The following is a 12616-nucleotide window of genomic DNA, read 5'->3' on the forward strand; positions in this document are numbered from 1 at the left end:
CAGCAGTCATTGCTCATCCGCTGTCAGCTTTCGTTCCTTAACCTCTACTCGATTCGGTACAACTGCCTCAATTAGCTTAGGATCCAGCGTGTAAGCCCCTGTCCGATCTGCCCCGCGCCTTGCGTCAGGATTCCGTCCGGACACCATCCATTGAATCGCAAACTCCACTTCACTGATCATGCTGTTAATGAGCGTCTTATCCTGGATATCCTGCTCTGACAATTCTGGTTTGGCTTCTATAACTGCCTTCATTTCCTTTAGCGCTCTTAATGATTGTTTGTATTCATAAATAAGTGTCCGCATTTTCATTCCCCATTTCTTGTTATTAGGCAAATAAAAAAGGACACCAAACAGCATACGAATTTTCGTATCTGTTCAGTGTCCTTCAGATGGCTGAGAGAACCTTTATTCACCTTTCTTATCTACTTGAGTATTTATAATGCCATTACTATAACTTATTTTTGGAGTTACTGATCCCATCGAGTCTTTTAGACTGTATAAATCGGTATTAGGTAACCATTCATAATCTTTTGAAGATAGATACAGTCCTGCACTACCTGTAGATAGCTTCATGTAAGACTTCTTCTGCGCTTCTTCAAGTTGAGCTACTTTCTTTTCAAGAGATTTAATAGTCCCTTCCTGAATTTCTTTATTTTTAGAAAGCCCTCTTATCTCTTGTTTAAATTCTTCAATAAGCTTATCTTGTTCTTTTTTATTTTCTTGAAGAGCTTTTAGATTAATTTTTGTCTCACGTATAGAACTCACTAATTCATCAGCACTACCAGCTATTCGGTTTAGAACTAGAAGCTGGTTATTCAATAATTCATTATCTAACTCATATGGATAGCGCAGCTGGTGATCTATTTCACTCCAGCCTTCTTCAAAAATTGTTCTCACTTGAATTTCAGCTATATTTTTCGTTTCTTTTACTTGTGTTCTTATTATATAATGCCATGAACGATAGCCTGCCGGATGCTCTTTATAACCAAAGCTTTCAGCGTCATTCTCTAATTTTTTATCTCTTAAATCGCCCTTTCTTTCGTATTTAGTTGGAGTTCCCTCTAACTCCCACGTTTCTCGAATAAGATGATCAATTTGAAAAGCTTGATCCTTGTATAAATGAAGAACGCGTATACCGATTAAATCTGTTACTTCTTGTTTATAATTATTTAATGTGATTTGATACTCGTTTTCTGTTTCCTGTTTCCGAATTATTTTTCTTATTATTTTTTCTAGCAAGTGTTCAGAACTTTTAATTCTTGATCTAACAGTGTGAACATCTGGATGCTCCCTTAAAATATCTGCAATAGTTCTAGAGACTTCCTCTAAGACAGGAATATTTCTCAAATGATCCTCGTATATAGACGAGAGTACACCCCAGTTAATCGAAGCTTGTTGGAAGGCAGTTTGATCAATGTTATATTTTTTAAAAAACGCATTTTTTTCTAATTGGATAGTCATTTATATTCCCTCAAATCTATATTTTTCCTGACCCATAACATGTGTAATTTTATAATACTTATTTAAAAATTCTTATATTAACTTTAAGTAGTTACAGGCGCTTTTCGAGTTTATTTTAGATTTGGTAAAATTTTATATTTTACATAATCAAAATTCTTCTCCCTATTCCCGCCTCATCCGCTTCACTTTACCCTGGTGAGTGACGATCTTATATTCCCTATGTGTTGGCAGCTCTCTGACCTTAACTTTTCCGTCACAAACCACCAAAACACATGTACCTGTTATTTCCATTATATCCAATTCCAACTTCATTGTGGAAGGATCAATTATAATGTCTTTCATAGATGAAAAGCCCCGAGTCTGTTAAAATAAAAGTGCGAGTAATATTTTAAAGGCCGGGGACTTGTTCTCGGCTTTTTCTTTTGATAAAAAATACATTTTTCGACAAATAGTTATTCCCTTTTATATATAAATATTCTATAATATCCCTAAAGATGGTTACTATGAACTTAGGAGGAACGTCATGAATTATACCCAAGGCGCTTTTTGTGACTTACTTGCTCGTATTAATAACCTTCGCCATCTAATGATTACAGCTGGACAGCAATATGGCCTTGGTAGCCAGGAAACGTTGCGTTACAGTGAACAGTTAGATGAGCTTATACTTCAATATCAATTTCAAAATAGATGATTCAATTTAAAGCCGGATAAGTTGCGGCTTTTTTTATTTAATTTCAAACCAATAGTTTCTTTCTCTTTCATATGGGTATATATACCTTAGCAAAATAGAAAGAGAGAAATAAAAGTATGGAAAAAGAAAAAGATGGAATCAATTATTTAATTCTAGAAATAGAAAAGAATCGTGAATTATTGAACGTTGCCATTCAGTTACACGGAATTTCTAGCAAAGAAGCATTAGATCAGAGTGAAGAGTTAAATAAATTGATTCTCCATGTTCAGCTTCATAATCGAAAAACTCCTTGTTATACATAACCTTACATGCCAAATCACGCAGACAGAGCTTTTCTGGCTGTTTTTTATGCAATCTCCCATGTAGAACTTTTTTACATTTATAAGGTCATTCATCCAAGCTTCACTTGAACTTTCCCATACTATGTAAAAGTGGGAGGTGATAATCGTGAGCTGTGAAAACAATGGTGGATACGGATCTGGTTTTGCACTAATTGTTGTTTTGTTTATTCTTCTAATCATTATTGGGGCCTCTTTTGTAAAAAGCGAATATAGTGGTGGAGGATACTGTTAAGTAAAGTTGACTGTATTAAGTAGATACAGTCCTTTTTATTTTTGTATAAAATACCTTTTATTGGTTTACAATGGTAATGTTTCGAATTAATAAAATTTAAATTCATCAAGATCGAAACCATTTCTGCAGTCAGGTTCTTACCTGGCTGTTTTATTCTTTGCATAAAATTTCTTTTGAAGGTCCATAATGGTACTGTTAATTCTAAATCCAACTCATACAAACGTGTTGTTCTTCAGTCAGGCTCCCCTCGCCTGGCTGTTTTTTTTGTATATTTTCCATTGATGAGGGAAATGATCATTATCGAGACGTTAATTCCCTTGCGATAGATTAACGTTCTTGATGGCCTTGGAGTTTGAGAACCTCCTTGGCTTTTTTGTATAAAATTTCTTTTAATAGGTCATAATGGTACTGTTACAACCCAATCCCAACTCCAACTCCAATAAATCGTAACTTCGTCTACAGTCAGGCCGCTACCTGGCTGCTTTTTTGTTTTTAATTTCTATTACGTATATTTTTTCTTATGGTGAAATACACTTTATCAGTGTTTAACTCCAAGCAGGCACCTCAGTTAGCTATGCCGCTTCTAAACCCGGACGTACCCCGAGATTTTTTTATGCAAATCCTCATGGTTTCTTCATCATTTCCAAGCGTTCCGTCGTTAAATCCTGTTACCGAGCAAGGATGTGTTCATCTGTAATACCTTTCTCCATAAAACGAATTTATTGTACCCTGCTAAGATTTCCATTTGAATTAATAGCCTTTTGCGTTGTGAAAATCTGGTGCCTACTTGTTCCTCTGCCTCACGTATATAGGCTAGCCGTTTCGACTCGAACTTAGCAGCACAATAAGGCTTTACTTCCTCCGGCGTCCATTGGTATTCAATTACTGCTCCGCGATAAGCCTTTTTTTATTCCTCTCGTCAATTCTTCAAACCATTCCTTGTCCTTCGTCATAAGCGCTAGATCAATGAGCGTTGTTTTATCCTGAATATCATCCAGCAGTGTGCCAAGGGGTTCTAGACGATGCTCCCTAAATAGCAACCTTGTTGGAGTTCCCCATTTCATTATGCCGTTTTTGATTCTGCCCACTATCGCTATCTCAATTTGATTTTCGTAAAAATCAATTCGACTGACGTATCCGATGACTGTAACCTCCCCAATTTTGGCTTTTTTCCAATCTCCGATCTCCAAGGCTGTTTCCCCCTTTTTTAATAAGCAAAAATACGAGCCATATTAGGGAGGAAAAAGGCGATAAACCATGGATTCTCCTACAATACACGCAAAATTTTTGGACTCTATTATATCTGTCTTATCTGAAAAAAGTGGGACGTGAATAATATATGAAAATTCCCTATTCAGCAAGTTGCATTTCACTTTCTTCATCATTACTACGCATACTAAATTTACCCAGATACCTTTTTGCCCATATTTAGGAATTTTTGAAGTAATTATTCTTGGTTGGAATAGTTACTTTTTTCATCTAGCAATGCACCTCAAGTTTCTACTGTTTCACCTTGCAAATTTTCACTCCTGTTTCTTTAAGCTTAAGGTCAATGCTTCCGCCTCCACTTCCCTTTTTATATTTTATTACCGCTGCTTCCTGCCCGATCCCCTTCTATAGAAGCTTTCTTCGAAGTCAGAAATCCTGGGAAGTTGGCTCACCATCAACATCAAAAATAATCTACTCTCTCTGAAAACTCTCAAGGCTGCCACCCCTTTTATTCAATTTTTGGTACGTACTGTTTAGTAAGATCGGTTTTCGGTTTGTAAAAAACTTTCTGATTTTCTCTTCTTTTTTGATTAATCACTGTCAAAACGGGTATATAGTTGTGAAAGGGAGGGCTTTATATGAACTCAGCAAACATCTATCTAGAGTTGCATAAAGAATACCTACTCAGCATAAGTGGACAAAACAGACCAGGCCAAATCAATCAGTTTGAAGTACTCCATCTTGATCTGCAAGGTTGGCTACAAAAGGAACAAGGGCTATCTTCAGCACAAGCAAAAGCCTTGATTGAAGATTCTAACATGACAGAAGTAGTCGCATAAGCCTTTAGGCTCTTTTTTTTGCTTTCTTATCAATGTGAAACCATAATAAACCTGCTTCTTCCGTATGTTTTAAAGTTGAATGATTGGTTTCATCAAAATAACAACTTTACAGTTTCGGTCAACTGCTGATTAGCACTGATGCAACTCTTCAACCAACACTTCTACGCGTGGCGATTCGCTATAAAACTTGGAGACAGTCAGATCGACTACCTGGCTGTCATCATTCCATATCACTTTATTTAGCGCGTCCTTAATGCCTTTCACGTAATTGTCCACGTCAGGCTTTGTTACGGGCCGCAACGTTCCTGCTTCTGCTTCAGCCAGCTTCTTCTTGCTGAACCTCTTAAGCACAGGCTTGTATACTTTCACCGTGACCTGCAGCGGCCCTTCTAGCAGCTTATCAGGTCGGTGTTGTGCGGCCACCACCTTTACGTACTCCTTAAAGTTTCTTGATTTAGCCGGATCGTACAGAACCGTGTTTCCGCTCCAGTCTTTCCCGGCACGAGGACGGCCCTGAGCAACCGGCTCACCATAAACCGTAAATTGAATCACTTAATCACTTCCTTTGACTTCAGATATTGAAATTTGCACATTGTTAATTATGTTTTAAAATGTTAGGTTGTTGATTAATACCGGGTTCCTTTTGCTGTAAATTGTCGCTGTTCTCCATTTAGGAACCTGACATCAATTGCAGCTTGCTGTGGATTAGACTTCACTTCAGCAACGTTTCCAAGCCCATACTGCTCACGTTCTTTGCTTGTTAAAGACGATAAGTGCTTTTGATGGGCCCGAATGAATAGCCTGCGTTCAGCGTCTGTTAAATACTCATAGCCTTGAATTGGTGTCACGCTGTTTTCCTCCTTTGTTGATCTAAATACCTACTGAACACATGAACAGCATCGATGATAGCAGCGGGCTCTGTTTCTTCTCCAGCAGCTACAATCAGTTGTACAGGAGTCATTACACACCCTGTTTTCTTATGATGTTCTTTCAGCATTTCGTACACTTCATGCCGGCTCATGGCTCCAGCTCCTTTCAAGATCTACAAATTTGCTGTATTCCTTAACAAAAGAGAGTTCTACAGTACCGATTGGGCCGTTCCGCTGTTTGGCTAAAATGACTTCCACTACGTTCTTAGCTTCACTTTCCTTGTTGTAATAATCATCGCGGTACAAGAAAGATACGATATCAGCATCCTGCTCAATGGATCCGGAATCACGAAGATCGGACATCATTGGCCTCTTATCCTGGCGTTGTTCTACCGCCCGGCTTAACTGGCTGAGAAGCATAACAGGTACATCAAACTGGCGTGCCATTTGCTTGAGTTCTCGAGTAATATATCCGATGGCCAAATCATGCCGTTCAAACTTGCCAATTGGTGTGATCAGCTGCAGGTAATCAATCACAACAATATGCTTCTTGCCAGGATACTCTCGCTTTGTTTTGCGGACGGCCGCTCTTATATCGGCCACTGTCTGGCGAGGATTGTCATGGATCTCAATGGTCCATTTGTTATATTCATTCATCGCGTGCCGTGCTCTTTTCTTGTCCTCCTCCGTAAACATCTTGAATGGATTACGCCACTTGGAACCCTCTATGTTTCCGATGCTGGACAAGAAACGTTTGATCAGCTGCTTTTTCGGCATCTCAAGCGAGAAAATATCTGCTACTCCATCTTGTTCACAGCAGGCCCCTGCCAAGCTTAAAGCGTATGCTGTTTTCCCCATCGATGGCCGGCCGGCAATGATAATCAAGTCACTTTTCTGCCAGCCGCCAGTCATCCGATCGAGCTCTGCTAGTCCGCTTGATATACCCGTCATTTCACCGGCATCCTCATAGATCTCATCAAAGATTTCGCTAAGGACTTCCACCTTTGTCTGACTTTGTTTCTGTCCCATCTTCTGAGCTTTGATAAAGGTGCTGTACATCTTTTCCGCTGTTTCTTCAGTCGGATTCGCTAAGTAATCTGATGCAGCCCGGCTCATTAATCGCTTTTTGTACTGATCGATCAGCATCGCCTGGTAATAAGCAAAGTTTGCGGTCGTTGGAACGGATCCGGCCAAGTCAGATAAATAACTTGTGCCGCCGACATTTTCGATCTGACCATCTTCAACCAGCTGCTGAGTAACCGTCATTACATCCACCGGCACGTTTTGTTCAGCTAGCTTTTTAATAGCCTCAAAGATGCTTCGGTTGGCTGCCCGGGTAAAGTGCTCAATCGTTAAATTCGTTTCGTAGGCAAGATCCGGTTCGAGAAAAATGGAGCCTAAAACCGTGTTTTCTACTTCTGCTGTCTGGTACGGATCACTGCTTGTATGGATTAAATGGCTTTGGTTTATGTTTGCCGTTCCGCTCCTTCACGTTCCCATTGCTTTACCTTCTCCAAGTGTCCATTCTTTGGCCGCTCATAGACTGATATTTCCGCGATGGATGGCGGGAATTTATTGTCTTTAATATGCTGCCTTAAGCGAGCATTGACTTTATCGAAATCCATTTCCTGTAGCATTTCGGACCATAAGATTACTCGGTCGTCTGTTACTTCAAAACGGGAATATGCCGTGTTAATTGTGTGCAATATTTTAAACACCTGCTGCTTGTCCATTTAATCGCCCCCAAAATTCAATTTGCCTTCTCGTTCGAGTCGGGCAAAACGTTCTTCCAGTGTTTCTTCCTGTTTCCTTGGCTTACTTCCACATTGAACAACGTTGCGGTTCTTCTTTTTGTGGAAACGTTCCAGGATAATGGGCTCGCAGTACCGGAAGCTTTTTACTATGTTGTGAGGACTCTTTTGATTTTGAGTTTGCACAATGTCTTGAATCCATCCCTGCAGTTTGTCGATCGAGATATCTAACTCAGCAACGCGCTCGATTGAATTCTCTTCTTCTGTCTTTAAGTAAAAGCCCATATTCCGTACAGCAATAAAGCAGTTAGCGATTTGTTGTTTCCGTGCCTCTATATCCTGTGATATTTTATTTCCGGTTTCAGGCGTCCCGTCACTTTGGTTTTGAGGAGCGAAATCTTCATCGCCTTTAGCTACTGCTGCTAATTCTTTAATTCTTACATTCTTGTTATTGTTCGGACTTCGTTCTGGATTCGTTCTGTTAACGTTCTGACTTCCGTTCTGGGTTTCTTCTTCATCACCCTGTAAATGCTGATATGACGCGTAATTGACGATGGTGAACAGTGTTCCTAGTTCCGTTTCGTCTACCGTGACCATTCCGTTTTCAATCAATTTAGCAGAACACCTCTTTATAGTGCTCGTTGAGTACTGTTTGACACCTCTTCCTTCCTTGTAAGAAAGATCATGTGCCAGCATCCGATATGAACGGATGTACTGCCCTTGTTTAAGAACCTGTCCTCCTACCTTAGTGCCGTCTTTATGTGCAGCTTTGAGGAGCAGGAGAGTAAACAAACGAAACGTTGAAAAGTCGTACCACAGTTCGTTGTCGAGTATTTTCCTATGAAGTTTAACCCAGCCCTGCATGTACATGTTCACCACCTTTTCATTACTTTTTCTTTAGTACGGCCTGCTTTTCAATTCTTACTAGCTCCAGATGGGGATGGGAGGACTTGAAGTAGCTCCTCACCCATCGGATATACTCGTTGTTGTCTTTGCTCATCTGCCGGATAACATCCGGTATAGCCATTTTGAGTTCCATTACTGCTTACCAAATGGAAGGTCTTCTTCTGCAATATCAATTGTGTCAAAGTCGATATCTTTTACTGATGGCTTCTTGGTTTCTTTTGCCGTTGATTGCTGAGCTGGTGTTTCTTGCTGTTCTTCCTCCAGCTCAATGAGCTCTGGCTGCACATCGATTACTTCACTCATATCAGGTGCAATATCTTTCTTAATGGTTGAATCAGCTTCAACAGTCTTCTGAAATTCGATAGACTTTGGTGCATAGGAGAGTTTCTTTACCAACAAATCTTAAGGGATAGTAATGACGGTGAGTATTTTGTTCTTCAAAGAAAGCCTCTAAAGGAATCCTATATCCCTAAGTCCGGAGAAGAAATTTCTGAGGATGATGAATCTTTTACAGAAGGTAAACGTGTTTTGCGAACTCACTATGTACGGGAGAGAGCCAGGTGTAATTAAACGAGCAATTAAGCTCGCTAAATCTAAAGGTAATAAAATCATTTGTGAAACACGCGGTTTTGATTTTGAGCAAAAATACGGTGAGAGAGGTAAAGGCTTTATAGAAGGCCACCACAAAACTTTTCTATCCAAAGCAGCTGATGAAAATGGGCAAGAAACTAAACCTGAGGATATAGCTCTTCTTTGTTCAAATTGCCATAGTATGATACATCGAAGAAAGCCTTGGCTAACAATTGAGGAACTGAGAGAGATCATCGAAGCGAACAACTAAGTGTGAATTGCCTGAGCAAGTTCCTAGTCATATTCTAAAGAATCCAACTAAAAAAGCTCTGCTAGTGCACTAGCAGAGCTCCTCTCATTCATTTTTTCTTTTATAAATTTTAAAACTAGACGACTTTGTTTTAAAGGTATTTTCTCCAGTTGGAGCGTAAATAAACACTGTCAGTATCACCATAATACACCATTGTATCTAAGATGCTTTTTTGAATGAGGCGTTTACCCACCTTCTCTACATCTTCATAAGCCATCCCAAGATCTTTAGCAATATCTTTATACTCCACTTGGAGGAAGATTTCCTTGTCTTCTTTTATTTTCTCTATTATGTAGGTCAAAAACTCTGCTTCTTTTTCATTGATTTTCTTTTCTTTTAGAAACTCATCGATGAGTGATTTTTGGTTAACCACAGACTTAAGTACCTTTCCTGGTGTAAATGAAGGAACTTTGGCTGCTGGAATTTTTATTTCTTCACCTGTTTGTGGGTTGCGTCCTGTTCTCTCAGCTTTTGACTTTACCTCGAATGTTCCAAAGCCAGGTAGTTGCACTTTTTCACCTTGGCTTAATTTAGACACAATGATATTTAACAGTGTATCAACCATCTTCGCGCTTTTTGTATTTGACAGATCCCCTTTTTCAGAAACAACACTAATCAAATCACTTTTATTCATCATTTAATATCCCCTAACGACTTTTTAATGGTTTTATCTTTCGTTATTTCAATACAGATTACGTTTACCAAGAAGCCTCTATATAAAGAATTCCCTTTGTATTTTAACATAGAGAAAGTAGCACCCCACAAGGAAGAGTCTAACAAGATAGAAACAATTTTACTTATTTTAAACGAGGAGCTTGAAAAAGCGAAAACAGCAGCTGTATCTGAAAAAGATTCTTTAAACAGTAAAGTTGCTACGCTGGAAGAAGAAGTGTCTCGCTTAACTCAAGAAAATGAAATTGTTACTGCTGAACGAGACAGCCTTACTGAGGAAGTTGCGAGCTTAAACAGTACTATAACTGCTAATGCCAGCAGTTCAGCATCAGTATCATTTGATGAAACAGAAATTGTGGCTTCACCTGAACCTTCTGCTACCTATGAATTTTATGATAACTGTTCTGCAGCACAAGTAGCTGGTGCCGCTCCTGTATACGCTGGTGACCCGGGCTACGGCCCTCACCTGGACCGTGGTGGAGATGGTGTTGGGTGTGAATATTAAATCAAATCAATTTAAACTAACTATAAAGGAGTTATAAAACATGAAACGTATATCCGCAACCGTTCTTTCTGCCACTTTAGCTTTTGGAGTATCAGCTGTAGCCCCGTCCTCTACAGGTGCAGCAGCTAAATCATTTAAAAACTGCACAGAGCTTAACAAGTCGTATAAAGGCGGAATTGTGTGTGAAAGATAAGGTTCTTCTCCCATGATTAGATTTAGATGCAGCCTCTTCTGAGGTTTATCATACAATTATATTTCAAGGAGGGTTTTACATGGGTTTGTTCGATATGTTTAAAGGTGATTCTGTTAAAAATGATAACGGTATGAATCCCCATTTTGCTTTTGCTCCTTCCTTACTTTACATGATGGGTTCAGACGGTGGGTATGACAATGAAGAAATCGGTCAATTACTTGCAGTTCTTGGAGGTAAAAACAAAGGTGGTAAAGTTATTGTAGGTGGCAACAACGACGATTTAATGGAAAAAGCTATTAAATATGTTCGCAAAAATTCAATTGATCAATTTTTGAATGAAGCAGCTCCTGTATTAACAGATGCACAAAAAATGTGTATCTTAGTTAACCTAGTAGATTCTTCTTTATCAGATGGTGAAGCAGAGCGTGAAGAGCAAGAAATGTTCGGAAAGTTTCTTTCTTCATTCGGAATTTCCGAAGAGCGCTTTACACCTTTCTTTGAAGTTATTGTTTTGAAGAATGATCGTGCTGTCTTCCTTGATCAAAATCATGCGAAGAACAAGCCAGGCTTTGAAGTAGAATTAACTGTGGAAAAATAAATTTCTTTCGGACCGCGTCTATTCTTTTATGGGTGCGGCATTTTCATGTCACTAACTGCTTAGTACATAAATTTTTTAAAGAGGGTATCAAAAATGGTTAAAAACAAGAATGGAAAAAATAAAAAAGCGGGCGGCTGTTTTGGGTGTCTTGGCTGCCTTGGTCTTCTTCTTGTTTTCGGCTTAATATTTGGAGCATGTTCTGCAATATTCGGATTTGAGAATAAGACAGAAACTATTTCTGAAATACAGGAAGAACCGGTTGTAACCGAAGAAGAACCTGTGGTTGAATTGGAACAAGAGTCTGAGCCTATTGAAGAAGAAACTCCTGAACCAACAGAACCTGTTGAAGAGGAGCCTCTTGTAGAAGCACCTGTAGTTGAAGAAGACTTGTTACCAGTAGTCGAAGAGGAAGAACCAGCGGCAGACAGTGTATTTTATGAAAATTGCTCTGCAGTAAGAGCCGCTGGTGCAGCTCCGATCCGTACTTCGGAGATCACTTAGACCGTGATGGCGACGGAGCTGCCTGCGAATAAGAATGTATATATTACTCTCTCCTGATTGGAGGGAGTTTTTTATTGTCCAACTGTCAGTATTTTATTTTCACATAAAATTTAATTGAATAAAAAAGAGCAACCCGTGCAGGTTGCTTCATTAGTGAAAGTAGCTCTATAGCTTTTTAAAATGCATTTTATATTTATCTGTCACAAAATTCTTTTTCCATCTTTTTCATCTTCTTTTTCATCTCTCGAAGATCTTCTTTCATATCTCGAAGATCATCTTCCATCCGTTCAAGCTCATCTTTCATCCGTTCACGCCGACTTCTCCGGTCCCGGTCGTGATCTTTGCAGTCAAAGCACGCCATGTCATATCCCCCTTTCATTTTTATTGCCTTACACTAATAGAATATGAAAGAATGATAGATTTGCTTGGGAGATTATCCACAATTTAAGTTATAAGCAAAAGGAAAAAGAGTACTGACTAAAAAATTTGCAAAGATTGCATTTAAGTATAAAAAAGATTTAGTTCTAAAATCTAATCCTAAAAAGCAAACTGAATTTCCTTCCCTTTTTGTCCAGCTGCAAGAATAGTAACAAATGAACCAATTATATCCTTTCACTAAAAATACTTTTTACTTATATAATCATCAATTTAACACTTTTAAAAAAGTTAAATATACCCATAAATTGTATGCTATGATGGAACTCGTGAGGAAAAATTAGGTTTTTTTTGTTATTAATGGTTTTTTTGATGTATATCAATGAATGGAGAGGAGATTTATGAAGCAAATTAAAGGCTTTTTTGCCGGACTTCTTGCTCTAAGCTTTTAATTTCAAGGGACGCAGACCTTTGCAACTGAAGCGCCAGCATATACTGATGTGGCAAAAGAGATGATTGGAGCGTCTACACTTATCTGGACAGAAAAATTAAGGTCACGTACACTTGACCTAAAACAGATGAGGAGCTCTAAC

21 protein-coding genes and 1 pseudogene are annotated in these 12616 nt (G+C 38.9%); 9 read left to right on the top strand and 13 right to left on the bottom strand.

The window, feature by feature from the left end:
• Window positions 1-6 precede the first annotated feature (6 nt).
• From RG959_RS21330 to RG959_RS21340, 3 genes are all read right to left on the bottom strand, one after another.
• On the bottom strand, window positions 7-303 hold the full coding sequence (locus RG959_RS21330) for a hypothetical protein (RefSeq protein ID WP_342798839.1): 297 nt from the start codon (window positions 301-303) through the stop codon (window positions 7-9).
• A 102-nt stretch (window positions 304-405) separates the two neighbouring features.
• Window positions 406-1461, bottom strand: coding sequence for a RelA/SpoT domain-containing protein (locus RG959_RS21335; protein ID WP_342798840.1), 1056 nt, complete (start codon window positions 1459-1461; stop codon window positions 406-408).
• A 162-nt stretch (window positions 1462-1623) separates the two neighbouring features.
• Window positions 1624-1803 carry an XtrA/YqaO family protein gene (locus RG959_RS21340; RefSeq protein WP_342798841.1) on the bottom strand — a complete coding sequence of 60 codons (180 nt, stop codon included), beginning with the start codon at window positions 1801-1803 and terminating at the stop codon, window positions 1624-1626.
• Window positions 1804-1984: 181 nt separating this feature from the next.
• Here RG959_RS21340 and RG959_RS21345 point away from each other — a divergent pair, with 181 nt between their 5' ends.
• The 3 genes from RG959_RS21345 to RG959_RS21355 all read left to right on the top strand — a co-directional run bounded on the left by RG959_RS21345 (window position 1985) and on the right by RG959_RS21355 (window position 2725).
• On the top strand, window positions 1985-2152 hold the full coding sequence (locus RG959_RS21345; RefSeq protein WP_309087278.1) for an aspartyl-phosphate phosphatase Spo0E family protein: 168 nt from the start codon (window positions 1985-1987) through the stop codon (window positions 2150-2152).
• Between the two features lie 116 nt (window positions 2153-2268).
• Window positions 2269-2454 (top strand): aspartyl-phosphate phosphatase Spo0E family protein, encoded by a 186-nt coding sequence (locus RG959_RS21350; RefSeq protein WP_342798842.1) that lies wholly within the window; start codon window positions 2269-2271, stop codon window positions 2452-2454.
• 145 nt (window positions 2455-2599) lie between these two features.
• Window positions 2600-2725, top strand: coding sequence for a YjcZ family sporulation protein (locus RG959_RS21355; protein WP_342798843.1), 126 nt, complete (start codon window positions 2600-2602; stop codon window positions 2723-2725).
• An 878-nt stretch (window positions 2726-3603) separates the two neighbouring features.
• Here RG959_RS21355 and RG959_RS21360 read toward each other — a convergent pair.
• A complete protein-coding gene (locus tag RG959_RS21360) occupies window positions 3604-3915 on the bottom strand; it encodes an IDEAL domain-containing protein (RefSeq protein WP_342798844.1) in 312 nt (103 codons plus the stop codon).
• Window positions 3916-4572: 657 nt separating this feature from the next.
• Between RG959_RS21360 and RG959_RS21365 the strand changes: the two genes are divergently transcribed.
• Entirely contained in the window at window positions 4573-4773 is a 201-nt protein-coding gene (locus tag RG959_RS21365) for a hypothetical protein (RefSeq protein ID WP_342798845.1), read from the top strand.
• Window positions 4774-4902: 129 nt separating this feature from the next.
• Here the strand turns inward: RG959_RS21365 and RG959_RS21370 are convergent, their stop codons facing one another.
• From RG959_RS21370 to RG959_RS21400, 7 genes are all read right to left on the bottom strand, one after another.
• On the bottom strand, window positions 4903-5325 hold the full coding sequence (locus tag RG959_RS21370) for a RusA family crossover junction endodeoxyribonuclease (RefSeq protein WP_342798846.1): 423 nt from the start codon (window positions 5323-5325) through the stop codon (window positions 4903-4905).
• A 74-nt stretch (window positions 5326-5399) separates the two neighbouring features.
• Complete coding sequence (locus RG959_RS21375; protein ID WP_342798847.1) at window positions 5400-5621, bottom strand: hypothetical protein; 222 nt, start codon at window positions 5619-5621, stop codon at window positions 5400-5402.
• Window positions 5618-5794 carry a hypothetical protein gene (locus RG959_RS21380; RefSeq protein WP_342798848.1) on the bottom strand — a complete coding sequence of 59 codons (177 nt, stop codon included), beginning with the start codon at window positions 5792-5794 and terminating at the stop codon, window positions 5618-5620. Before RG959_RS21380 ends, RG959_RS21375 begins: the two co-directional genes overlap by 4 nt.
• Complete coding sequence (gene dnaB / locus RG959_RS21385; protein ID WP_342798859.1) at window positions 5781-7112, bottom strand: replicative DNA helicase; 1332 nt, start codon at window positions 7110-7112, stop codon at window positions 5781-5783. Before dnaB ends, RG959_RS21380 begins: the two co-directional genes overlap by 14 nt.
• Window positions 7109-7375, bottom strand: coding sequence for a replicative helicase loader/inhibitor (locus tag RG959_RS21390; protein WP_342798849.1), 267 nt, complete (start codon window positions 7373-7375; stop codon window positions 7109-7111). The genes dnaB and RG959_RS21390 overlap by 4 nt, the downstream gene beginning before the upstream one ends.
• The gene (locus RG959_RS21395) at window positions 7376-8263 is read right to left on the bottom strand and encodes a hypothetical protein (RefSeq protein ID WP_342798850.1); all 888 of its coding nucleotides are present in this window, start codon (window positions 8261-8263) and stop codon (window positions 7376-7378) included. It lies immediately after the preceding gene.
• A gap of 168 nt (window positions 8264-8431) precedes the next feature.
• The gene (locus RG959_RS21400) at window positions 8432-8602 is read right to left on the bottom strand and encodes a hypothetical protein (protein WP_342798851.1); all 171 of its coding nucleotides are present in this window, start codon (window positions 8600-8602) and stop codon (window positions 8432-8434) included.
• 193 nt (window positions 8603-8795) lie between these two features.
• Between RG959_RS21400 and RG959_RS21405 the strand changes: the two genes are divergently transcribed.
• Window positions 8796-9140, top strand: coding sequence for an HNH endonuclease (locus RG959_RS21405; protein WP_342798852.1), 345 nt, complete (start codon window positions 8796-8798; stop codon window positions 9138-9140).
• Between the two features lie 406 nt (window positions 9141-9546).
• Here RG959_RS21405 and RG959_RS21410 read toward each other — a convergent pair.
• Window positions 9547-9813: pseudogene (locus RG959_RS21410) on the bottom strand (HU family DNA-binding protein); the annotation flags it as partial.
• 27 nt (window positions 9814-9840) lie between these two features.
• On the opposite strand from RG959_RS21410, the gene RG959_RS21415 reads away from it, so the two are divergent.
• From RG959_RS21415 to RG959_RS25240, 4 genes are all read left to right on the top strand, one after another.
• Window positions 9841-10356 (top strand): excalibur calcium-binding domain-containing protein, encoded by a 516-nt coding sequence (locus RG959_RS21415; RefSeq protein WP_342798853.1) that lies wholly within the window; start codon window positions 9841-9843, stop codon window positions 10354-10356.
• A 40-nt stretch (window positions 10357-10396) separates the two neighbouring features.
• Entirely contained in the window at window positions 10397-10549 is a 153-nt protein-coding gene (locus RG959_RS21420) for a hypothetical protein (protein ID WP_342798854.1), read from the top strand.
• A 79-nt stretch (window positions 10550-10628) separates the two neighbouring features.
• Window positions 10629-11147: a tellurite resistance TerB family protein gene (locus tag RG959_RS21425; protein WP_342798855.1), complete on the top strand. Its 519-nt coding sequence runs from the start codon at window positions 10629-10631 to the stop codon at window positions 11145-11147.
• Between the two features lie 443 nt (window positions 11148-11590).
• A complete protein-coding gene (locus tag RG959_RS25240; RefSeq protein WP_369335195.1) occupies window positions 11591-11680 on the top strand; it encodes an excalibur calcium-binding domain-containing protein in 90 nt (29 codons plus the stop codon).
• Window positions 11681-11841: 161 nt separating this feature from the next.
• Here the strand turns inward: RG959_RS25240 and RG959_RS21435 are convergent, their stop codons facing one another.
• Complete coding sequence (locus tag RG959_RS21435) at window positions 11842-12009, bottom strand: hypothetical protein (protein ID WP_342798857.1); 168 nt, start codon at window positions 12007-12009, stop codon at window positions 11842-11844.
• Between the last annotated feature and the right edge of the window lie 607 nt (window positions 12010-12616).

This window comes from Domibacillus sp. 8LH (assembly GCF_038806185.1).
Classification (GTDB): domain Bacteria; phylum Bacillota; class Bacilli; order Bacillales; family Domibacillaceae; genus Domibacillus; species Domibacillus indicus_A.